This window comes from Streptomyces sp. AN091965 (genome assembly GCF_022698285.1).
Taxonomy (GTDB): Bacteria; Actinomycetota; Actinomycetes; order Streptomycetales; family Streptomycetaceae; genus Streptomyces.
The window spans coordinates 144,848-165,885 of sequence record NZ_JALDMY010000001.1 but is presented as its reverse complement, the minus strand read 5'-3'; the positions used below and the strand labels follow the sequence as shown (position 1 = coordinate 165,885).

14 protein-coding genes and 2 pseudogenes are annotated in these 21,038 nt (G+C 73.7%); 6 read left to right on the top strand and 10 right to left on the bottom strand.

Annotated features, from left to right (window positions below):
• The 7 genes and pseudogenes from MQV74_RS00720 to MQV74_RS00695 all read right to left on the bottom strand — a co-directional run bounded on the left by MQV74_RS00720 (position 1) and on the right by MQV74_RS00695 (position 10,363).
• Positions 1-969 (bottom strand): spirocyclase AveC family protein, encoded by a 969-nt coding sequence (locus MQV74_RS00720; protein ID WP_242714037.1) that lies wholly within the window; start codon positions 967-969, stop codon positions 1-3.
• Positions 962-2,290: an FAD-dependent oxidoreductase gene (locus MQV74_RS00715; protein WP_242714036.1), complete on the bottom strand. Its 1,329-nt coding sequence runs from the start codon at positions 2,288-2,290 to the stop codon at positions 962-964. The genes MQV74_RS00720 and MQV74_RS00715 overlap by 8 nt, the downstream gene beginning before the upstream one ends.
• An 81-nt stretch (positions 2,291-2,371) precedes the next feature.
• Positions 2,372-7,717: a type I polyketide synthase gene (locus MQV74_RS00710; RefSeq protein WP_278194057.1), complete on the bottom strand. Its 5,346-nt coding sequence runs from the start codon at positions 7,715-7,717 to the stop codon at positions 2,372-2,374.
• 10 nt (positions 7,718-7,727) lie between these two features.
• On the bottom strand, positions 7,728-7,946 hold the full coding sequence (locus MQV74_RS41285) for a DUF5988 family protein (RefSeq protein ID WP_374120562.1): 219 nt from the start codon (positions 7,944-7,946) through the stop codon (positions 7,728-7,730).
• A 614-nt stretch (positions 7,947-8,560) separates the two neighbouring features.
• Positions 8,561-8,872, bottom strand: a pseudogene (locus tag MQV74_RS00705) (dihydrofolate reductase family protein); the annotation flags it as partial.
• 88 nt (positions 8,873-8,960) lie between these two features.
• Positions 8,961-9,872 (bottom strand): cytochrome c oxidase assembly protein, encoded by a 912-nt coding sequence (locus tag MQV74_RS00700; RefSeq protein WP_242714035.1) that lies wholly within the window; start codon positions 9,870-9,872, stop codon positions 8,961-8,963.
• Between the two features lie 2 nt (positions 9,873-9,874).
• Entirely contained in the window at positions 9,875-10,363 is a 489-nt protein-coding gene (locus tag MQV74_RS00695; protein ID WP_242714034.1) for a DUF2243 domain-containing protein, read from the bottom strand.
• Positions 10,364-10,586: 223 nt separating this feature from the next.
• On the opposite strand from MQV74_RS00695, the gene MQV74_RS00690 reads away from it, so the two are divergent.
• Positions 10,587-11,096, top strand: coding sequence for an SRPBCC family protein (locus MQV74_RS00690; RefSeq protein WP_242714033.1), 510 nt, complete (start codon positions 10,587-10,589; stop codon positions 11,094-11,096).
• Positions 11,089-12,347: pseudogene (locus MQV74_RS40640) on the top strand (phytoene desaturase family protein); the annotation flags it as partial. The gene MQV74_RS00690 and the pseudogene MQV74_RS40640, both read left to right, overlap by 8 nt.
• A gap of 51 nt (positions 12,348-12,398) precedes the next feature.
• On the opposite strand, the gene MQV74_RS00680 reads toward MQV74_RS40640, so the two are convergent.
• Genes MQV74_RS00680 through MQV74_RS00670 form a run of 3 tightly spaced genes read right to left on the bottom strand, consistent with a single transcriptional unit; the run spans position 12,399 to position 15,929 of the window.
• Positions 12,399-13,958, bottom strand: coding sequence for an FAD-dependent oxidoreductase (locus MQV74_RS00680; RefSeq protein WP_242714032.1), 1,560 nt, complete (start codon positions 13,956-13,958; stop codon positions 12,399-12,401).
• Complete coding sequence (locus MQV74_RS00675) at positions 13,955-14,689, bottom strand: class I SAM-dependent methyltransferase (protein ID WP_242714031.1); 735 nt, start codon at positions 14,687-14,689, stop codon at positions 13,955-13,957. Before MQV74_RS00675 ends, MQV74_RS00680 begins: the two co-directional genes overlap by 4 nt.
• Positions 14,690-14,732: 43 nt before the next feature.
• Positions 14,733-15,929: a lycopene cyclase family protein gene (locus MQV74_RS00670; RefSeq protein WP_242728465.1), complete on the bottom strand. Its 1,197-nt coding sequence runs from the start codon at positions 15,927-15,929 to the stop codon at positions 14,733-14,735.
• 256 nt (positions 15,930-16,185) lie between these two features.
• Between MQV74_RS00670 and MQV74_RS00665 the strand changes: the two genes are divergently transcribed.
• The 4 genes from MQV74_RS00665 to MQV74_RS00650 are packed head-to-tail and all read left to right on the top strand — an operon-like array spanning position 16,186 to position 21,030.
• Positions 16,186-17,493 carry a polyprenyl synthetase family protein gene (locus MQV74_RS00665; RefSeq protein ID WP_242714030.1) on the top strand — a complete coding sequence of 436 codons (1,308 nt, stop codon included), beginning with the start codon at positions 16,186-16,188 and terminating at the stop codon, positions 17,491-17,493.
• Complete coding sequence (gene crtI, locus MQV74_RS00660) at positions 17,490-19,010, top strand: phytoene desaturase family protein (protein WP_242714029.1); 1,521 nt, start codon at positions 17,490-17,492, stop codon at positions 19,008-19,010. The genes MQV74_RS00665 and crtI overlap by 4 nt, the downstream gene beginning before the upstream one ends.
• Positions 19,007-20,023 (top strand): phytoene/squalene synthase family protein, encoded by a 1,017-nt coding sequence (locus tag MQV74_RS00655; protein ID WP_242714028.1) that lies wholly within the window; start codon positions 19,007-19,009, stop codon positions 20,021-20,023. Before crtI ends, MQV74_RS00655 begins: the two co-directional genes overlap by 4 nt.
• Entirely contained in the window at positions 20,020-21,030 is a 1,011-nt protein-coding gene (locus MQV74_RS00650) for a DUF5914 domain-containing protein (RefSeq protein ID WP_242714027.1), read from the top strand. The genes MQV74_RS00655 and MQV74_RS00650 overlap by 4 nt, the downstream gene beginning before the upstream one ends.
• Positions 21,031-21,038 lie beyond the last annotated feature (8 nt).

The window sequence follows — 21,038 nt, the reverse complement described above, 5'->3', positions numbered from 1 at the left end:
TCATGGTGGTGATGGAACGACCCAGAACTCGGGGAGGTGGTCGGGGCTGATGGTGCCGAATTGTCCGAACAGTCCGAGGATGGTGATGTAGAAGAGCATGATGGCGTTGGTGACGCCGATGACGGCGAGTACGGGGATGACGCGCCGCAGAGGGCGGGGCGCGGTGGCCGGCGGGTCGAAGAAGTCTGTTCCTTTGGTTCGGTACCAGTAGTAGAAGGCGAGGTAGCCGAGCATGAGGGTGCTGAAGCAGAGGGTTTCGTAGACGGGGAACTGGTGCCAGGTTCCCGGGAAGAGGGTGAATCCCCTGATTCCGCTGTCCCAGCGGAAGAAGCCCAGGGCGTAGAAGAGCGGGTCCGCCAGGAGTGTGAAGAGGACGCAGGTGGCGACGAAGAGGGAGATGAAGCGCGCGGTGCTGAGCCGCCAGCGGCGCCGCAGTCTGATGAGCAGGCTGCAGGCGGTCATTCCGGCGATGGCGCCGCCCACCCAGGCGGAGACGAGGATGAGGGGGAGATTGGGTTCATAGCGGGCCGGTTGACCGGACCATCCGGGGGCATAGGGGGCCCAGGAGGATATGACGCCTATGCCGTGGGCGTTGTACTGCATGACCGTGGTCCGGATGTTGACCAGCGGTTCGATCCACAGGGACAGGAACGTCCCGAGGCACATCGCGAGCTCGAGGTTCATCCGGCGTTCTCTGCGCATGCGGCGCAGGTAGACCACGAGGCCCGCGATGATGATGACGACGTAGAGCGCGGTCACCGCCAGTTGCGTGATGATGGGGAAGGTGTCGTCGGAGCTTCGGGTCGGGGCGAGCCGGTAGCCGCCGTCGGCGAGCCAGCGGCCGTAGATGACGAGTTGCAGCACCAAGCTGACCAGACCCAGCCCCGTCCAGACGGGGCGGGGCAGCAGGAACCACTTGCCGCCGGTGGCCGGGGCGGTGATTGGTGAGGGTGCGGTGTCGCTAGCCACGGTGTGCTCCTGTCCGTGGTGCCCGTAGGTGTGACCCCAGCGTGTGGGTCACGGTGGACGGTGCCAGCAGGGAGCGCGGGGGCCGCAGCAGGTGGAGGACGTCGAGTACCGACCGCTGGACGTGCGGGCTCTTGGTGGCGCCGGCGAAGACGTGGTGGGTGTACCGAATGATGAGGCGTTGGAATGGTGTGGGTGGTCCGCCCTCGGTGGTGGGCCAGCTCAGGTCGCCGGCCGTGGTCGGCTGCCAGGCCCAGTCGGTGATGTGGGCGAGCTGTCGGTGGAATCGGCGGGCGAGGTCGGTGCCGTGGCGCTGGGCTCGGCAGCACCGCGCCAGGAGTGCGGCTCCTGCGGCGGCGGTGCTCATCCCTTGGGCGTAGACGGGATTGAGGCTGCAGACGGCGTCACCGAGGCGAATGAGGTTGGTGGGTTGGGAGTGTGCGAGTTCCACGTAGCGGCGGTGGTTGCCGGTGGTGTGGGTGGTGACGACCGGAGTCAGGGGTGTGGCTTCGGTGAGGGCGTTGGCGATGGCCGGAGTGGGCAGGCTGCGGACGAAGTCCAGGAAGTCGTCCTCGGCTCTGGTGGGGCGGTGGGCCGTGACGCCGAGCAGGCTGACGATCCACCGGTTGCCCTCGATGGGGGCGAGGACCGCGCCGCGGGGCCGGTGCGGCGCGGCGAGTTGGACGTAGCAGGCATGCCAGTCGGCGGAGTGGCGCTCGGGGATGTCGTACTGGCGGCTGGCGTAGCCGACGTGCGCATCGACCACGGCCTGCGGCACCGGGGGGCAGCCGAGTTCGGCCAGCCAGTGGTCGGCGCGGGAGCCCCGCCCGGTGGCGTCCACGACGAGATCGGCGTCGACCGGTGCGGGTGTGGCGTGAAGCCGGACGCCGGTGACGGTGGTCGTGTCGCCGACGAGTCCCACGACGGCGCGACCGGTGCTGAGTACGACTTTGGGGTGTGCGCGCACGCGCTCCCGCAGGACCGACTCCATCAGGAGGCGGCTGGCCCCGTGGATCTTCAAGGGTGAGGGGAACCGGACGCCCCAGCCGGACGGGTTGTAGATCGCCGTGTCCGCGCAGAAATCGAAGACGCGGGACCCGGCCGCGGCCAGGTCGGCGGCGAACCTGGGCAGCAGCTGCTCGATCTCGCGCAGTCCTCGGCTCAACAACGCGTGCAGGTGCGCGGACTGCGGTACTCCTGGCCGCCGTACTGGTCCCTCGGGCAGCCGGTCCCGTTCGACGACGAGGACTTCGTCGACGTGGTCGGTCAGCGCCTGGGCGGCCAGCAGACCGGCGATGCTGCCCCCGAGGACCACCGCCCGCATCACGTCACCTCCTGGTCGCCGCAGGCCGGTGGTGACGTGATGCGGGTGAGCTCGAGAAGCATCGCGGCGCATCCCTTTCCGTCATGGAGACACCCGTTCCGAGCGGCCGTCGTCGGCTTCGGTGCCGGTGTGGCCCATGCGCTGGTCGATCCAGTCGGCGAGCGCGGCGGGGGTGGGGCGGACCCAGACGACGCCGGGATCGAGCACGATGCCGAGGGTGCGGCCGAGGTGGTTCTGGAGTTGGACGGCACCGAGGGAGTCCATGCCGAGGATGACCAGGCTGGTGGACGCCGTGATGTGGCGGGTGGTGCCGCCCATGACCTTCCGGACACAGTCGATGATGTGGCGTTCGAGGATGCCGCGCCGCTGGTGGACGTCGGTGGCGGCCAGCAGCGGCGCCACCACGCGACCGTCGCCGTCGGGACCGGCGGTCTCGACGACGTCGCTGAACAGGGTGCTGGCCGCCGCGTGGGGATAGGGCTCGAGCCAGCGATCGAGGTCCACCGGGGCGTAGGCGATCTGGCCGTATCCGGCGATCACAGTGCGTTCCAGCGCGTCGATGCCGTCGGCGGGGCTGATCAGGCCCAGGCCGCGCTCGGCCATGTGCCGACCGCGCCCGATGTCGCTCCACGCGCCCCACTGGACGGTGGCCGCCGGCAGTGCCTGGGCGCGGCGCCACGCGCTGAACTCGTCCAGCCAGGTGTTGGCCGCGGCGTAGGCGGCTTGTCCGGGAGAGCCCAGCAGCGCCGCGCAGGAGGAGTAGTTGACCCAGAAGTCCAGGGGAGTGGCGTGGCGTTGGAGGGCCTCGTGCAGTGCCCAGGCTCCGTCGACCTTGCCGCGCCACACCCTGGTGATCAGTTCGGGGGTCAGGGTGGTCAGGGTGGCGTCGTCCACCACGCCCGCGGAGTGGATGATGCCGCGCAGCGGATACCGGCCGGTGGCGGTGAGCGCACGGCGGGCGGTGTCGGGGTCGGCGAGGTCACCGACGACGACGGACACACCGGTGCCACCCTCACGGATGCGGTCCAGGACGGCTCGGACCTTGGGGGAGGGGGCGTTCCAGCCGCAGATGACCGCATGTCCGGCGTGGTGTGCGGCCAGCCACTGGGCCGCGGTCAGTCCCAGTGCCCCGACGCCGCCGGTGACCAGGTAGGCGCCGTCCGGTCGCACCGGCATGTCCTTGGCCCCGGCTGACGCGGGTGCGGGCAGGCCCAGTCGGAGCCGGGCCAGGTGGCGCTCGCCCCGGATCCAAGCGATCTCCGTGGGTGCTTCGGAAGCGGTGCGCAGGTCGTGGGCGATGTCGGCGGTCTCGACACTGCCGTCGGTGCGGATCATGCTGGGGGCCAGGTGCGGGCATTCGTAGACGGCGCTGCGGACCAATCCCGACAGGCCTGCGGCGGCTGGTGACGGGCCGTTGGCGACGGTGCGCAGTGCGATCCACAGGCGTGGCGGCGGGGAGAGCGTCGTGAGCCGGGCCAGGACCGCGGCCGCGCGGATGAGGAGAGAGCGGGCATGCGTCGGCGGGGTCCCGTCGAGCCCCTTGCCGGGGTCGGCCACAGCGATCACTACGCCGTCGCGGTCGGCCGTTGAACCGTCGCCCTCGCGGTGGCGCAGCTGTGCGGCGAGCTGGCCGGTGAAGGTGTCGGCGGCGGTGAGGGGGTGGGCGAACAGTCGGGTGCCCTCGCCCAGGGCTCCGGCGAGGGCTCGGCCCCAGTCGGCGTCCGGCTCGGCCACGACCAGCCATCGGGTACGGGTGGCCGCGCTGCTGGTGTCTCGCGCGGGGAGGACCGGCTCCCACGCCTGGTGGGCGGCCCGTTGCCGGAAGCGCTGCTCGGGCGAGGTGATGTTCACCAGGCGCAGGTCGTCGATCTCAGCGGTGACCAGGCCGTCCATGGTGGTCAGCACCGCGTTCGCGGTGAACTCCAGGCGGCTGCTGGCGGTCATCGTGACATGGGCGAGGCGGGTGTGGCCGACCCGGCCGTGGACACGGACGTCGCCGATGCCCGCGACCATCACCGGTCCCGGCTCGGTGTCATGGCGCAGCAGCCAGATCGCCGCGGCGCTCTGCACCATCGCGTCGATCAACGCGGGGTGGGCCGTCATCGTCCAGGCGGACACGCGCGCCGCGTCGGGGATGCGGATGGTGCCGATCGCCCGGGTGTTGTCCTCGTGCAGCCGTAGGCGTTCGGTCGCGGCGAACGCTGTGCCGTGCCGCACGCCGTGGCGTTGCTCGAACCGCCGGTACAGTTCCGCGGGCACCACGTCCTGCCAGTGGGTGTCGTTCTCGGCCGGCGTGCTGAGCTCGGCCACCGGCCGGGTGGGCAGCGCGCGTACCGTGGCGCGGGCATGCGCCACCGGACCGCTCTGGTTCCCGGCCAGTACGATCGCCTCGTACTCGTACTCGTACTCGTGTTCGCGGTCGCCGGTGGTGGGTGTGAGGCGCGTGGTGACGGTCGGTTCCGGTGCGAGCACCAGGGGCGTGTTCAGGCTGAGACCAGCCAGTGCGACGTGCTGTGTGTCGAAGACGCGCGTGGCGGCGGTGAGCATCATGTCGGCGATCGCGGTCCCCGACAGCACCGGGACACCGGCGACTTGGTGATCGGCCAGCCAGGGCACACGGGCCGGACTGATCGGGGTCTGCCAGAGGTGCCGCCCCGGACTGTCCGGATCCCGCACGTACCCGCCGAGCAAGGGATGCTGATGGGCCCCGACCAGACCTGGCGCGACGAGCTGGTAGGGCGGCTCCGTGCCGCCGTGCCGGATCCGGCGCCACGTGGTGGGCGGGAGCTCCGCCAGCGCTCCGTCCCGATAGCGGCACGACCAGTCGACGTCGGCACCGGCACAGTGCGCACTCAGCAGATGGGTCAGGAAAGCGTGGTGGTCGGGGGCGCCGCGGCGCAAGGTGCCCAACGCGACGGCGTCCTCGATGCCGAGGTCATGGGTGGTGTCGGTGATCGCGCTCACCGCGAGTGGGTGCGGCGAGCTCTCGATCAGCAGGCGGTGCCCCGCGTCCAGGGCCGCGGCGCAGGCGGCGGCGAACCGGACGGGACGTCGGAGATTGTCCACCCAGTACCGGGCGTCGAGCGGGCCCGGGTCGCGGGCGTCGTCGGAGACTGTGGAGTAGAACGGCAACCGAGGGTGTCCAGGGGCGAGCCCGGCGAGGGTGGTGTGCAGCTGGTCGAGGACGGGGTCGACGTGTGCGGAGTGCGACGCCACGTCGACGTCGATCATCTTGGTCAGGACGCCGCGAGCCGTCCACTCCCGCACCAGGCCGGCTATCTGTGCCGGGGCGCCGGACACCACGGTGGCCTTCGGTGCCGCGAGCACCGCGATGGACACCCGGTCGGCCTGGGCGCGGTCGAGATCGGTGGCGACCTCGTCGGCTCCCAGCCGCACCGAGGCCATGGCGCCACCGGTGATCGTGCTCATCAACGCCGACCGTCGGCAGATCACCGCGGCGGCATCGGCCGGAGCCAGCGCCCCGGCGACCACGGCCGCCGCCACCTCGCCCATCGAGTGTCCGATGACACCGGCCGGACGCACTCCCCAGGATCGCCACAGTTCGGTCAGCGCGAGCTGGACGGCGAACAGCGTGGGCTGCACCCGCGCGATCCCGCTCAGCCGTGCGGGATCGCGGAGCATCGACCGGAGCGAGAACCCGCTCTCGGCCTGTACCAACGGTTCCAGTTCGTCGATCGTCCGGCGGAACGCCGGTTCGGCGTCCAGCAGGCCCTGGCACATGCCCGGCCACTGCGATCCCTGTCCGGTGTAGACGAACACCGGACCCGGGTGCCCGTCGGGCAGCAGGACGGCACCCGACACCACCGCGTCGCTCTCCAGCCCGTCTCCCAAGGCCCGCGCGGCCCGGACGGCCCCGGCCCGGTCCGCGGCGATCAGTCCGACGCGGTGCGTCGCGTGCCACCGGCGCGTGTTCAGCGTGTGGGCGAGGTCGGCCAGGGGCGTCGCCCGGCCCGCGGTGTCGTGGGCGAGCCAGTCGGCGAGGCCGGTCGCGTTGCGCGCCAGGGTTTCCGGCGAGCCCGCCGACAGCAGGTACACGTGCGGGCCCGCTCCTGAGGCGGGGGCCTTGGCGCCGGGCACAGCGGCCGACGAACGCCGCGAAGGGCCGTTGCGGGTGGGCGCCTGCTCCAGCACGAGGTGCGCGTTGGTGCCGACCAGTCCGTACGAGGACACCGCCGCCAACCGAGGCCCCTGTGCGACCGGCCACTCCCGCAGCGCGGTGGGCACGAACAACCGGGAGTTCTCGCGGCGGGTGATCTGCCGGTTCCAGGTCCGGAAGTTCAGGTTCGGCGGAATCGCATCGTGCCGCAACGCCTGCACGGCCTTGATCGTCCCGGCGATGCCCGAGACCGGCTCGGTGTGCCCGATGTTGGTCTTGACCGAACCCAACGCGCAGGCGCCTCGGCCGACCCCGTACACCGCGTCCAGCGACTCGAACTCCACCGGATCGCCCACCGCGGTGCCCGGGCCGTGGGTCTCCACCAGGCCCACCGCACCGGGGTCGACATCGGCGCGCGCCACCACCCGCTGGAACAGTTCCTGCTGCAACACCGTGGACGGGGCGGTCAACCGGCCGGACCTGCCGTCGTTGTTCGTTCCCGACCCGCGGATCACCGCCAGCACCCGATCACCGTCGCGCTGTGCGTCGGCCAGCCGCTTCAGTACCAGCGTCCCCGCGCCCTCCCCGCGCACGTAGCCGTCGGCGCGGTCGTCGAACGCGTGGCAATGCCCCCGCTGGGACAACAAGTACGGTGCTTCCAGGTGGTGGGTCTCCGGCGAGATCATCAGCATCACCGCGCCGGCCAGGGCCAGTTCGCAGTCGCCGGAGGCCAACTGTGTGCATGCTACGTCGACCGCGACCAGGCCGGACGAACAGTGTGTCCCGACCACCATGACCGGACCACGAAGATCCAGACCGAACGCGACCCGGCCGGCGGCACCGGCATGGAAGTTCCCGAACAGGTACAGGGGATCCAGCGCCTCCTGGACCGGCCTGGCCTCCCGCCAGATGTTGTCCGGCGAGTACACCCCCATGTACACACCCGTACACGACCCCCGCACCCGGTCGATCGGGAGACCGGCGTGCTCCACCGCCTCCCACGACACCTCCATCAGCATCCGGAACTGCGGATCGATCCACGGCGCCTCCACCGGAGCCACCGAAAACGCCTCCGGATCCCACGACCACGGGTCACCGTCGACGAAACACCCCACCTTGAACCGATCCACACCATCGGGGTGCTGATACTCCGTCAACCGCGCCGCATCCCACCGGCCGGCCGGAACCGGCCCCACCGTTTCCCGCCCACCGGCCACCAAGTCCCATAGACCAGCGGGCGAGCCCACTCCGCCCGGCAGCCGGCACCCCATGCCGATGATCGCGATCGGTTCCGCACTCGACGCCGACATGACCCACCCCTCATCCAGCGATCGCCATGCTGGAGGTGAACGGGAACACCGGCAGCGGCCGCCCCTCCACCGGCCCGCTCCCGTCCGTGGGCGCACACCGCTGATGCCTCCCGTAGAAGGCCATCACCACCCGTGACGCATCCCCAGCCGCGTACTCCGGCAGCCGGTACGGCCCCGCAAGATCCGGCCAGCCGCCTCGCAGTGCCACTGCCTGTCCCTCTGTTGCCATCTCCACCACCCTGCGCCGGAAGAGGCCTGCTGGCGCCCCGGATGCGGTACGGCACACCGGTGCCCGAGCCCCGCACTCTTTAGATAGCCGCACGCCCGCCCATCGCACCGGCGCACGCACCGGTGCGAGAATGCACATCGGAGGCGCACAATCACGGATTCGCACCGGGAGCCTCACGGCACCCACCCGACCACTGCGGCACGGATCCCTTGCCCGGGAGAGCCGGTGCATGTCCCTGGACTTCCTGCCGTACAGGTTGTGAACCGCACCGAGATGCTGATCACGGCTTCGGCGTGGGCGGGTCCGCGTTCGCCATCCCTGACCAGCGCCTGGCCAGCTTGCAACCACGGTACGCAGGGAAGGGCGCGCGGGCTCACGCCCTTCGCGTTGCACCGCTCGGGGTCGGCTCCGGCTGCCAGCAGCGCCTGGAGCGTTCCCGGATCACCGCGGTAGTGGACGTCACCTGCGGCGTCACGCGAACCGAACGCAGGACGAGCAGGCTGACGCGGTCAATGCCGCTTCCGGGTAGCCAACGATGACCCGTCGAGACGTAGGTGCCGTACTCGCGCTCAGGGAAGCGGAGGAAAGCGACGAGCCCGACGGGCGCGGTGTCGTCACGCAGGGGCGCTGAGCGGTGGGTGGTCGAGTACGCGGGGCTTGTACTCGACCAGTTGGATGCGGTCGTCGAAGGTGCGGTGCTCGGTCATGTCCAGGGCGACGTCCGGATAGCCGTCGTAGATGCGTTCTTCGCCCGTGGCCCCGGTGATCACGGGGAACATCACGACCCGGAAGCGGTCGACGAGTCCGGCCCGTAGCAGGGACCGGCACAGGCTGAGGCTGCCGATCGTGCTGAGGAGTCCTGAGCCGCTGGACTTCATGGCTCGGACGGCCTCGACGGCGTCGTCGCGGACGAGTGTGGAGTTGGCCCCACGCAAGCGTCCAAGGTGGTGTTCTCCTCCTCGCTCAAGGAGCCCCCGACGTGTCACGAGCTTGGGCCGGCCGAGCACCATAAACTCATCGGCCACGCTGTGGAGCCCCGCCCTGCAGCCGACCGGACGTCAGCCATCCAGGCTGCGAGCCACCTGGTCGGTTCCGGAGGGCTGCGGCAGCCCGCTGCCCGGTTGTCGTGTCCGGCAGCGTGACCCTTGGTGTCCGCCGGTAGGTCCGGCCGGTGGTGGCGTACCACTGGGTGGCGAGGACGGTGGCGAGGGCGATCTCGGCGAGGTCGCCGCCGTAGTACATCAGTTGGGACGCGGTGTGCAGATCGGTGGGGGTGAACGTCGTGCCGGGTGGGGGTGCGGTGTAGAGGCTCTTGGCGAGGACGGCGTGGGCCCATCCGGCGGCCAGGACCGTCGTGCCGCGCCAGGCCGGGCTCCAGCGGTGGCGTACCGGATCGAGTTGGCAGACGGTGAAGGTGAACAGCGACCCGGCGACCAGCACGTGCACATAGATCGCCGCGTTGAGCAGCGGCTGGTGGTGGCTGGTGGCCAGCAGGCCGGTGCGGTGGAGGAGCCAGAGGCCGCCGAGGTCCCAGACGGCGGTCAGGGGCGGGAAGAGCAGCCAGGTGACAAGCCGGGAGCGGGCTGTGGCCAGCAGAGCGCGGCGGGCCGGTCCGGGTGGCAGGGTGCGCAGGGCCAGGGTGAAGGGGCGGGCGAGGACCAGCAGCAGGGGTGCGGCCATGGCGAGGGTGAGGTGTTGGCTCATGTGGGCGGTGAACGGCCCGCCGGGCAGGGGCCCGGTCAGCGCGTAGGCCAGCGCAGTGCTACCGGCGGCGAAGGACGCGTCCCGGTGGCGGGGCCAGGCGTCGCCGCGGCGGCGCAGCCGGGCGGCGGCCAGCAGGTAGGCGAACGCGGTCAGCAGCGCGAGGGTGGCTGCGACCGGTCCGAAGGCGCCGGTGCCGCCGTGGCCCGGGCCGGTGTGGGCCACGATCACTGCGCGGCCGACCCGTTGCGGGTGCGGCGCCCGGCGCGCACGGTCAGCGCGACGCCGACCAGGAGCAGGGCGGCCCCGGCGGTGTTCCACGCCCAGTCGTAGGGCGTGACGTCGTGGCCGTAGCGGATCTGGTGCAGGCGCAACAGCTTGTGGTCGATGACGCCGTCGAACAGCTGGAAGGCGCCGAGGCCGAGGAAGAAGCCTGCCCAGGCGTGGGCGGGAGCCAGGGCACGGCGGCGGCGCAGGTCCGCGTACAGGACGAACCCGGCGACCAGGGCGAGGAGTTCGGCGGTGTGCAGCAGGCCGTCGGACAGCAGGCCGATGCCGAGGGCGGAGCGGTCGTAGAAGTGGTGCCAGTGCAGGAGCTGATGGAAGACGATCTCGTCGACGGCGGCCATCACGGCCACGCCGATCAGCGCGCACACCGCCCGCGACCGGCCCGGTTGACCAGCGGTGGGGGCGGGGCGGGCCCGGTCGCTGTTCATCGCGGATCATCTCCTGAGGGACGGGGTGCGGGTGGACGCGTTACGCGTACCCCGGACGGCCGTCGCACGCGCGGCGGCAGCGGATCGCAGGGCCCGACGGAACAGCATCAGGACAAAGCCCCTGCCCGGGGACGAACCACGTGTCGGCACACGGTGGTTGACCCCCTGGAGCGGGGGCACCCGGGGCGGTGCCCGGGAGCGGGCGCGACCGTGGGAGGTAGTCGTGGCTGTGCGCCACCGTCTGATCAGGAAGCCGCCGACCGAGGTGTGGGCCGTGCTCGCGGACGGCAACCAGTATGCGGAGTGGGTCGTGGGCACGGCCGAGTCCCGTCCGGTGCGCGGCCGGTGGCCGAGGGAGGACGCGGCCATCGCCTACGAGATCCGGCTGGGACCGCTGCGGCTGGCCAACGAAACAGTGGTACGTCGGTGCCGGGAGGGCTCCACGCTGGAGCTGGAGGCGCACGCCGGGCCGCTCGGCACGGCCCGTATCGCTGTCGACCTGCGTGCCTGGGGCGAACACTGCCTGGTGAGCCTCGACGAGCACCCGCTGCGGGGCGCGGGAGGGTGGCTGCACAACGCCGGGTTCGAGGCCCTGATCCAGCTGCGCCACCGCGCGATGCTCGGCCGCCTCGCCCGGCTGTGCGAGGACGGCGGGCGGAGCGCACGTGTCGACGGCGGCTCGCCGCAGGCCGCGGCCGTGGCGGGCGGCGGGAGCGGGCCGGACCATGCCTGACGCCGTGGTGATCGGCGCCGGGCCCAACGGGCTCGTGGCCGCCAACCTCCTCGCCGACGCCGGGTGGAGCGTGGGGGTGCTGGAGGCGCGGCCCGACCCGGGAGGCGCGGTGCGCCATGACCGGGGCGTCGACCCCGTCCGTCAACGCCCTCTTCAGCTTCCGCCGGTGCGTGCCGCGTCGAAGCTGGCCCTGCGGCTGCGCGCGGGAGGCGGCCTGCGCATGGCGCGCTCGATGCTCCTCCCGGTGCGCCGCCTGGGGGAGGAGGAGTTCCGTGGAGAGGGCGGACGTCTTCTCCTGGCCGGCAACGCGTTGCACGCCGACCTCGCACCGGAGGCGGCGGGAAGCGGCGGCTTCGGCTGGCTGATGTCGATGCTCGGCCAGAGCCACGGTCTCCCCGTACCGGTCGGCGGCGCGGGCGTCCTGACGCGCGCTGGTCCAGCGGCTCAACGCCTGTGGCGGACGTGTGCACTGCGGCCAGCGGGTGGAACGCGTCGTCGTGCGGGATGGGCGGGCGGTCGGGGTGCGCACCGCCGCCGGGGACCGGGTGGCCGCCCGCCGGGCGGTGCTCGCGGACGTGTCCGTGCCCGCGCTGTACGGCGACCTCGTCGAAGCGGAGCACCTGCCCGGCCAGCTCCTCGCTGACCTGCGCCGCTTCCAGTGGGACTTCGCGACCTTCAAGGTGGACTGGGCACTCGACGGGCCCGTGCCCTGGCAGGCCGAGCAGGCGTCCGGCGCCGGGACCCGTCCACCTGGCCGACGGCGTCGACGAACTCACCCGCTTCGCCGCGCAGATCGCCATGAGGCTGGTGCCGGACCGCCCTTTCCTGCTGTTCGGCCAGATGAGCACCGCCGACCCGTCGCGATCCCCGCGTGGCACCGAGTCGGCCTGGGCCCACACCCACGTGCCCCACGAGGTGCGCGGTGACGCCGCCGAGGAAGGCGTCACCGGCGCGTGGGACACCAAGGAGCGGGAGGTGATGGCCGACCGGATCGAGCGAGGAGCACGGGCCCCTGCGCGGGCTGCGGGCCGGGATGCCGTGGCCCGCCCGCCGGGCCTCGACCGCCGACACGGCCGCCGCACGCATCGTGCGGGCCGTGGAGCGCCGCCGCACCGCCGTGTACGTACCCGCCTGGCTCCGCCTCGCGCAGCCGGCGCGCGCGGTGCTGCCGCCCCTCGTCCTGCGCGTGGCCCGCCGTCGGCTCCCCGGCCTGGAGCGGGCCACGGACTTCCGGGACAGCGGCCCGCTCGGCCCCGGGGGGACAAGCGGACCGGTGAGCGCGCTGACCGGGGGCCCGCGCGCTCACCGCCCCACCCGCCCGGCCGCCCACCGCAGGACGGCGTTGCGGCCGCGATCGGGCACGGTCCACAGGGCGTGCCCCCGCAGCCCCCAGCGCCGCAGCAGGGTGTTGGCGGCGAGGAAGCCGCTGGTGGCCGCCCGCTCCATCAGGGCGACGGGCAGGCCGGTGCGGACCGCGTCGCCCGCGACGACCAGGCCGGGCGTGGGTGTGCCCACGCCCGGCCGCTCGGCGTGGCCGCCGAGGGGGAACAGCGGGCAGTCGGCCCGCCACTCGTGCCGCGCGTCGACCACCCGGTACCGGCTCGTCTCCGGGTAGAGGCGGTGCAGTTCGCTCTGGAGCTCCTTCTGCGTCGTGGCCCGGTCGGCGTGTTCGGGCAGCGCGTAGGCGTGCAGCTCCACGACAGAGCCGCCGGTGCGGGCGGCCCAGCGCGCGGCCTCGCCCTCCCAGCGGTCGAGCACGCTGACGTTGTCCAGCGGCCCGAATCCGCTGGTGCCGAGGAAGCCGGGCCGGTCGGCGCGCACGGGGCCGTCGAGCCACAGGCGCGACACCAGGAAGGGCGGCGCGGTGCGCAGCCGGGCCACCCGCTCGCGCCACCGCTCGTCCCCAAGGCTCTCGGAACGGGACACCACCGAGCGCAGGCCCGCCGGGTCGAGGGCGAGCACCACAGCGTCGTACGGCTCCTCGCCGCTCGCGGCGCTCACCGTGAAGCCGCCCGCGGGCAGGGCCGACACCCCGTGCACCGCGGTGCCGGTGAGCACACGTGCGCACAGCCGTCCGAGGCGCTCGGCGACCGGGTCCCACAGGGCCTGCGGGAACGGTTCCCCGGGCACGTCGAACAGCAGGCCCTCGGACGAGCCGAGGAAGTACACGTGGAACATCAGCGCCATCTCCGCGGCCGACAGCTCGCGGGGGTCGGCGAAGAAGCTGCGGGAAAACACCTCGAAGGCCAGATGCCGGGCCGCGGCCGGGAAGTTGATCGCTTCCAGGAAGTCGTGGGCGCTGACGAGGTCGAGCCGTTCGTACACCTCGGGCACGCGCACGTCGAGCAGGGGCAGGGCCGCCCGCGGTCGCATCCGCGTCAGGTCGCGCGGGGTGAAGGACTCGCTCAGGGCCACGAATCCGAGCGCGCTCAGCGGTGGGGTGCGCGGCACGTGCCGGAAGCCGTCCTGCCTGCCGCTGCCGTGGCGCAGGGGGTAATCGGGCAGACCGACGAGGCCGGACAGGAGGGGGTCGGTGCGGCGCAGCAGGGCGCGCAGGTTGTAGTACTGCCGGAAGAAGGCGTGGAAGCCGCGGCTCATCGTCGCTGTCGTGCCGTCGGCCAGGCGCGTGGGCCACCCGGCGACCCGGCCGCCGAGCTGCGCCTCGCGTTCGTACAGCGTGACGCGCACCCCGCGTTCGGCAAGGGCGGTGGCCGCGGTGAGACCGGCGATGCCGCCGCCGACGACCGCCGCGCGCGGCGCCGCGTCCCGCCCGGCGCGCGGGGCGCCGGGCGGGGCGGGCAGCAGCCGCGCCCGCCGGTCGCGGCCCGGACGGGCCGGTCGGTGGTGGGTGCCTCCGCTCATCGGGCCGCCCCTTCGGTGCCGGCCGCCGGGCGGCGGGCGACGAGGGTGTGGGTGATGCCCGTCTGCCAGCCCGGCAGGGGCAGCACGCGCACGTGCTCGAACCCGGCCCGCCGTACGCGTTCCGCGAGTTGTCCGGCCGTGTCGAAGGTGACGACGCTGCGCCACAGGTGCCGGTAGAGCGGACCGTCGCCGAGCAGCGTGGCGACCGGCAGGATGACCGTGCCGCACACCGCGGTCCACACCGCCCGGTGGGCCGCTCGTCCGCTCAGCGCGTACTCGTGCACCGCCAGGCGGCCGTGCGGGGCGAGCAGGCCGAGGGCGGAGGCGAGCACGGAGTCCGGGGCGGCCGTGTTGCGCAGCAGGTAGGCGGCGAACACCGCGTCGAACGGGCCGTGTACGTCGGCCTTGGCCAGGCGCTCCACCGGCGCGTGCACGAACCGCACGGGGCGGTGGAAGCGTCGGCGGGCGGCGCGCCGCAGCATGCCGGCCGAGGCGTCGACGGCGGTGAGGTCCGCGCCGGGAAGCTCCGCGGCCAGGGCCGCGGTCGAGGCGCCCGTGCCGCAGCCGAGGTCCAGCACTCTCAGCCCCGCCCCGGCCCGTGGCAGCCCGAGCCGCCGCACGGAGCGGCGCAGTTGGGAGTGGTAGCCGGGGTTGACCGCCACCAGCGAGTCGTAGCTGAGGGAGGCGTGGTCGAACGCGGCTGCAAGGTCGGCGTCGCGCAGCACGGTCATGCCATCTCCGTAACGGATCGTCGGGTTCTCGGGTACGGGGTCATCAGCTCGCGGGGTGACCGCGGCGCGGTGTGAAGGGCAGGGCGAGCGCGGAGCCGAGCATCGCGGTGACGGGCACGTGCAGGCCGATGGACAGGTCCTCCGGCAGGCTGGTGCGTCCGTCCAGGAAGCGCAGCAGGCGGGGCGCGGGCACGCGTGAGAACAGGCGGGTGAAGAAGGCCGGGCCGTCCACGCGGCCGTGGTCGAGCGCGTGCAGGAGCACGGAGTCCATGAGCCGGGAGCGGGCGGAGTGGGCCCGCGGCGGCAGGGGGTGGCGTCCGGCGTGCAGCGCGGCGGCCACGGCGAGGGTCTGGCGTTGCACGGCGCTGAAGGTGTACCCGGTCGCGGGCCTGGTCGCTCCCGCCGCCGCTCCGACGCGGAACACGCGCGCTGAGGTGCGCCGGGGGAAGTCCCCGTCCGTCATCGGGATCACGCCCTGCTCGGTCGCGGTGATCTCGTACGCGCCGGCGCCGAGCACCTCGGTGAGGTAGTGCCGCAGCGCGCGGTCGTAGGCGTCACGGCCGAGCGGGCCGCGGGAGAACTCCGTGTACTCCACCAGCGCCTCGCACGGGCCGGTCGGCAGGACGTACCCGAACGACAGGCCGTGCGGGGGCTGCGGAGTGCGGAAGTCCATCAGCTCCACCGCGGCGGGGTCGAACTGCGGCGCGCGGGTGCGGACGAACCAGCCGCGGAAGTGCTGCAGCAGCGTCGTGCGCGCGGGCGGCAGGCGTGGGGGCGGCCGGGAGTCGAAGACCCAGCGGGCCCGCACCCGCACCCGGGTGCCGTCGGCCCGGTGGGCGTGCGCCACGGCGCCGCCCGGCACGGACTCGACCCGCTCCACGAGGGCCTCCTCGCGCGTCACGCAAGAACTGTGGGACAGCACCCGCCCGGCCAGCGCCTCGAAGGCCTCGGAGTCCAGCATCTTGTAGCGCAGCGGCGCGATGGCGGCGTCCACCGTCCGGCCGCCCCCGGAGCGCACGCGCAGCCGCTGCCAGGACGCCGTCACCGCCTCGTCGTACGGCCCGGGCCCGGACTCCCAGTAGCACCAGGTGCGTCGCACGGTGCGGAACGGGCCCGGCGGCGCGGCGAGGAGCACCGCCGTCACCCGGCGCGCGCCCAGCGGTGGCCGGGCCAGCCGCAGCGCGAGCGACAGGCCGGCTGCTCCGGCACCCACGACGGCGACGTCGGCGTCCACGTCCACATCCACGTCTGCTTCCTTCCCCGACCGGGTGTTCCGATCAGTCTTCTCGCCCGGCGCTCCCTGCGGATGCAGCCGGGACGGTGTCGTGGCCAGGGGTACCCGCCGCGGCGAGATGTCCACCGAACAGCGCATCCGCGCAGCCCTTCCGCGCGGAATGTGTCGCGAGGAAGGAACAGCACGAACGGCACGACGTACGCGAGACGTGTGGGGCGCGGGACATCAGGCCCGCCCGTCCCGACCTGCGAGAGGATCCGCGATGTGCTCTACCCAGGCGACCGGCCGGCTCACGGCGGACCCGCCGCACAGCCCTCGGGGCACGGGGGACGCGGCCCGGGCCCGCCCCGGGGCGGGTGACCGTGCGGGCCGGACGCCCGAGGCCGACCGGACGGGCGACGTGCGCGCGGTCGACGACGACGTGCCGGGTGCCGTCGGTCGGGAGCTGGAGCGGCTGCTCGCCGACCGCCTGGCCCGCTGCCGCGGCCTGGACACGGTGTTCGCCCAGGACATCGCCGAGCGGGTCGCCCGCTTCACCCAAAGCGGCGGGCGCCGCATCCGCGCCCGCCTCGTGTGGTGGTCCCTGCGCGCCTGCGGTGGCGGAGCGGACGCCGCCCGGACGCGCGCGGCGCTGCGGACGGCGGCCGCGCTCGAACTGATCCAGACCTGCGCCCTGGTCCACGACGATCTGATGGACCAGGCATCCACCCGCAGGGGCGACCCCGCCCTGCACGCCGACGTGACCCGTCAGTACGCCGGCAGCGCGCCTCGGTCCGCCGCGAGCAGGCTCGGCGGATCGGCCGCCGTGCTCGCCGGGGACCTCGCGCTGGCCTGGGCCGACGACGTGCTGGCCGACCTGGTGCTCGATTCCGGCCTTCCGTCCGGGACCGGGCGCAGGCTCAACGAGGTGTGGCGCACCCTGCGCACGGAAATGGTGGCCGGACAGTACCTCGATGTGCAGGGCCAGGCCACCTCCGCCCACACCCTCGACCGGGCGGTCCGCTCCGCCTGCCTCAAGAGCGCCCTGTACACGGTCGAGCGGCCGCTGGAGCTGGGCGCCGTGCTCGCCGGAGCCGACGACGCCACCACGCTCGCGCTGTGCCGCGCCGGACGCTGCGCGGGGCTGGCCTTCCAACTGCGGGACGACCTGGACGACCTCTTCGCCGACCCCGAAGTCACCGGCAAGCCCTCCGGCGGGGACGTGCGCGAGGGCAAGCCCACCTATCTGCTGGCCGCGGCCCGGGCGCTCGCCACGAGCGCCGACGACCGCTCCGCGCTCGGCGTGCTGGAGCGCGCGGTGGGCCGCGCGGACCTCCCCGGCAGCGAGCTCGCCGTGGTACGGGACGTCCTCGTCTCCACCGGCGCGCGCGACCTGGTGACGGCGAAGGTCACCCGGCTCTCCGCGCAGTGCCTGAGCCACCTGGGCGAAGCCGCCCTGGAGCCGCGCGCGGCGGCCCGGCTGCGCGACGTGCTCGCCGAGGTCACCGGCACGCCCGGCCAGATGCCCGAGGGCGGCGGCCCGCCACTCGCCGCGGCCCTGACCGCCCCGGGAACGCAGGCACAGCGATGACCAGGAGCATCACAGGGCCGACCGATCACGTGGTGGTGGTCGGCGCGGGCCTCGCCGGGCTGTCCGCCACCCTGCACCTGCTGGGCGCGGGCCGCCGCGTCACCGTCGTGGAACGCGACCCGCGGCCCGGCGGCCGGGCCGGACGCCGGGCGCTCGGCGGCTACCTGATCGACACCGGGCCCACCGTCCTCACCATGCCGGACATCGCCGACGAGGCGTTCGCCGCGGTCGGCACCTCGCTGCGCGACCGCGTCGACCTGATCCCGCTGCACCCCGCCTACCGGGCCCGCTTCGCCGACGGCAGCACGCTGGACGTGCACACCGACGCGGACGCGATGGAGGCGGAGATCGAGCGGTTCGCCGGGCCCGCCGACGCGGCGGGCTACCGCCGGCTGCGCCGCTGGCTGCGGCAGCTCTACCGGGCCCAGCGCGGCCGCTTCCTCGACGCCGACTTCGACTCGCCGCTCCAGCTGCTCACCCCCGACCTGGTCCGGCTCGCGGCCCTCGGCGGCTTCGGCCGCTGGCAGGCGCGCATCGCCCGCCACCTGCGCGACGAACGGCTGCGCCGCGTCTTCTCCTTCCAGGCCCTGTACGCGGGCGTTCCGCCCGAGCGGGCTCTGGCCGCCTACGCGGTGATCGCCTACATGGACACCGTCGCCGGGGTGTACTTCCCGCGCGGCGGCATGCACGCCCTGCCCCGCGCGATGGCCGACGCCGCGGCCGGAGCCGGGGCGCGGTTCCACTACGGGCAGCGGGTCACCCGCCTGGAACGCACGGGCGAACGCGTCACCGCGGTGGTCACCGACGACCAGCGCATCGCCTGCGACGCCGTCGTCCTCACCCCCGACCTGCCGATCGCCTACCGCCTGCTGGGACGCACCCCGCGCCGCCCGGCCCGCCTGCGGCACGCGCCGTCGGCGGTGGTCCTGCACGCCGGCTGCGACCGGACCTGGCCCGAACTGGCCCACCACACCCTGTCGTTCGGTCACGCCTGGAAGCGCACCTTCCACGAACTCACCCGCACCGGCGAGCTGATGAGCGACCCCTCCCTGCTGATCACCCGTCCCACCGCCACGGACCCCGCCCTCGCGCCGCCGGGCCGCCACCTCCACTACGTCCTCGCGCCCTGCCCCAACACCGCGATCGGGCCCGGCGCCACCGACTGGACCGGCCTGGCGCCGCGCTACCGCGACAGCCTGCTGCGCGAACTCGACCGCCGCGGCCTCACCGGCATCGCGTCCTCCATCGAGCAGGAGTGCCTCGTGACCCCCGCCGACTGGACAGGCCAGGGACACGCCGCGGGCACGCCCTTCTCCGCCGCGCACACCTTCGCCCAGACAGGCCCGTTCCGCCCCCGCAACCTGGTGCGCGGCACCGCCAACGCCGTGCTCGCGGGCTGCGGCACCACGCCGGGCGTCGGGGTGCCGCCCGTGCTGCTGTCCGGAAAGCTCGCCGCCGCCCGCGTCACCGGCGCCCGCGCCGCCGCCGGCCGCCGCACCACGGAAGCACGCCCGTGACCGCCCGCGAACTGGACGCCGCCCGCATCACCGACCGCCGTCTGCGCGCCGCCTACACCCACTGCCGCGAGCTGAACGCCCGCCACGGCCGCACCTACTTCCTCGCCACCCGCCTGCTGCCCCCCGAACGCCGCCCCGCCGTCCACGCCCTGTACGGCTTCGCACGCTGGGCCGACGACATCGTCGACGCACCCGACGGCGACCGCGCCCCCGGCACCGGCGGCGACACGGCCCGGCGGACCGCCGCCCTCGACCGGCTGAGCGAGGACCTCCACCACGGCCTCGCTGACGGACGGGCCACCGCGCCGGTGGTCGCCGCCCTCGCCGACACCAGCCGCCGCTATGCCATCGACCACCGCCACTTCACCGACTTCCTCACCGCCATGCGCAGCGACCTGACCGTCACCGAGTACGCCTGCTACGACGACCTGCGCGCCTACATGCACGGCTCCGCCGCGGTCATCGGCCTGCAGATGCTGCCGGTCCTCGGTGCCGTGGTCCCGCGCGAGGAAGCGGCACCCTACGCGGCCGAACTGGGAGTCGCCTTCCAGCTCACCAACTTCCTGCGGGACGTGGGGGAGGACCTCGACCGAGGCCGCGTCTACCTCCCCCTCGACCTGCTCGCCGCACACGGCGCCGACCGGGAACTGCTGCGCCATTGCCGGGACGGCGGCCGTACCGACCACCGCGTCACCGCTGCCCTGCGCGAGTTCGAGTCCCTCACCCGTGCCGTCTACCGCCGCGCGGCGCCAGGCGTGCCGCTGCTCGCTCCCGTCGCACGGCCCTGCATCCGTACGGCGCTCGTGCTGTACGGAGGCATCCTCGACGCCGTCGCCGCCGACGGCTGGACGGTGCTGCACCGCCGAGCGGTGGTGCCCCGGCGACGTCGCGCGCTCGTCGCGGCTGATGGCCTGCTGCGGGTCGCTGCGGCCCGCTTCGCCGCCCGGCGCGGGCCCGTGTCTGCTCCCGCCGGGGACCGCCCCGCACCCTCCCGCCCGAAGGAGTCCGCGTGACACCCGCCCAGCCGCCCCGGCGCGGACGCCTGCCCCTGCGCCTGCGCCGGGCCCCCGTCCCTTGGGAGCGCCAGCGTCCTACCTGGCGTGAGGCCCGGCCTGCGCTGATCGCCGACGCGCTCAAGCGGGCCCAGGCCCGTCCCAGCGGCAACTGGTACGCCGTCGGCGCCTGCCGTGATCTGCGCGCCGACCGGCCCCTGGCCCGTACCGTCGCAGGCCACGAAGTGGTGCTGTGGCGCAACGCGGAAGGCCGTCTTGTCGCCGGGCCCGGCGTCTGCCCGCATCTGGGGGCGCCCCTGGGCGACAGCCCGGTGCGCTGTGGCACCTTGGTTTGTCACTGGCACGGACTCGCCCTGGGCGGCGAGCCGTTCGCGGGCTGGGAACCGTGGCCCGCCCACGACGACGGGGTGCTCCTCTGGGTGCGCCTCGATGCGGCCGGAGGCGAGGAGCCGACCGCTCGGCCCCCGGTACCGGCCCGCCCCGCCGCTACTGCCGCGCTGACGGCCGTGTACACGGGGTTCGGCATCTGCGAGCCGGACGACGTGGTCGCCAACCGCCTCGACCCCTGGCACGGGGCCTGGTTCCACCCTTATTCCTTCGTCGACCTCACCGTCGTGGGCACCCCGGGCCCGCACGACGAGGAGGACGCCTTCGCGGTCGACGTCTCCTTCAAGGTCGCCGGACGGCTCGTCGTCCCCGTCCGCGCGGTGTTCACCGCCCCGGGGCCGCGCACCGTCGTCATGCGCATCACCGAGGGGGAGGGCAGGGGTTCCGTCGTGGAGACCCACGCCACGCCCCTGGCCCCCGACCCCTCGGGCAGGCCGCGCACCGCCGTGGTGGAGGCCGTCATGGCCACGTCCGACCGGCCCGGCTTCACCGCGGCCCGCCGGGCCGCCCCGCTGCTGCGCCCGCTGATCCGCTACACGGCGGGCCGCCTGTGGCGCGACGACCTGGCCTACGCCGAACGACGCTGGGCCTTGCGTTCGTCGGGACGCTTCCCCGGGTGAACGCGGGC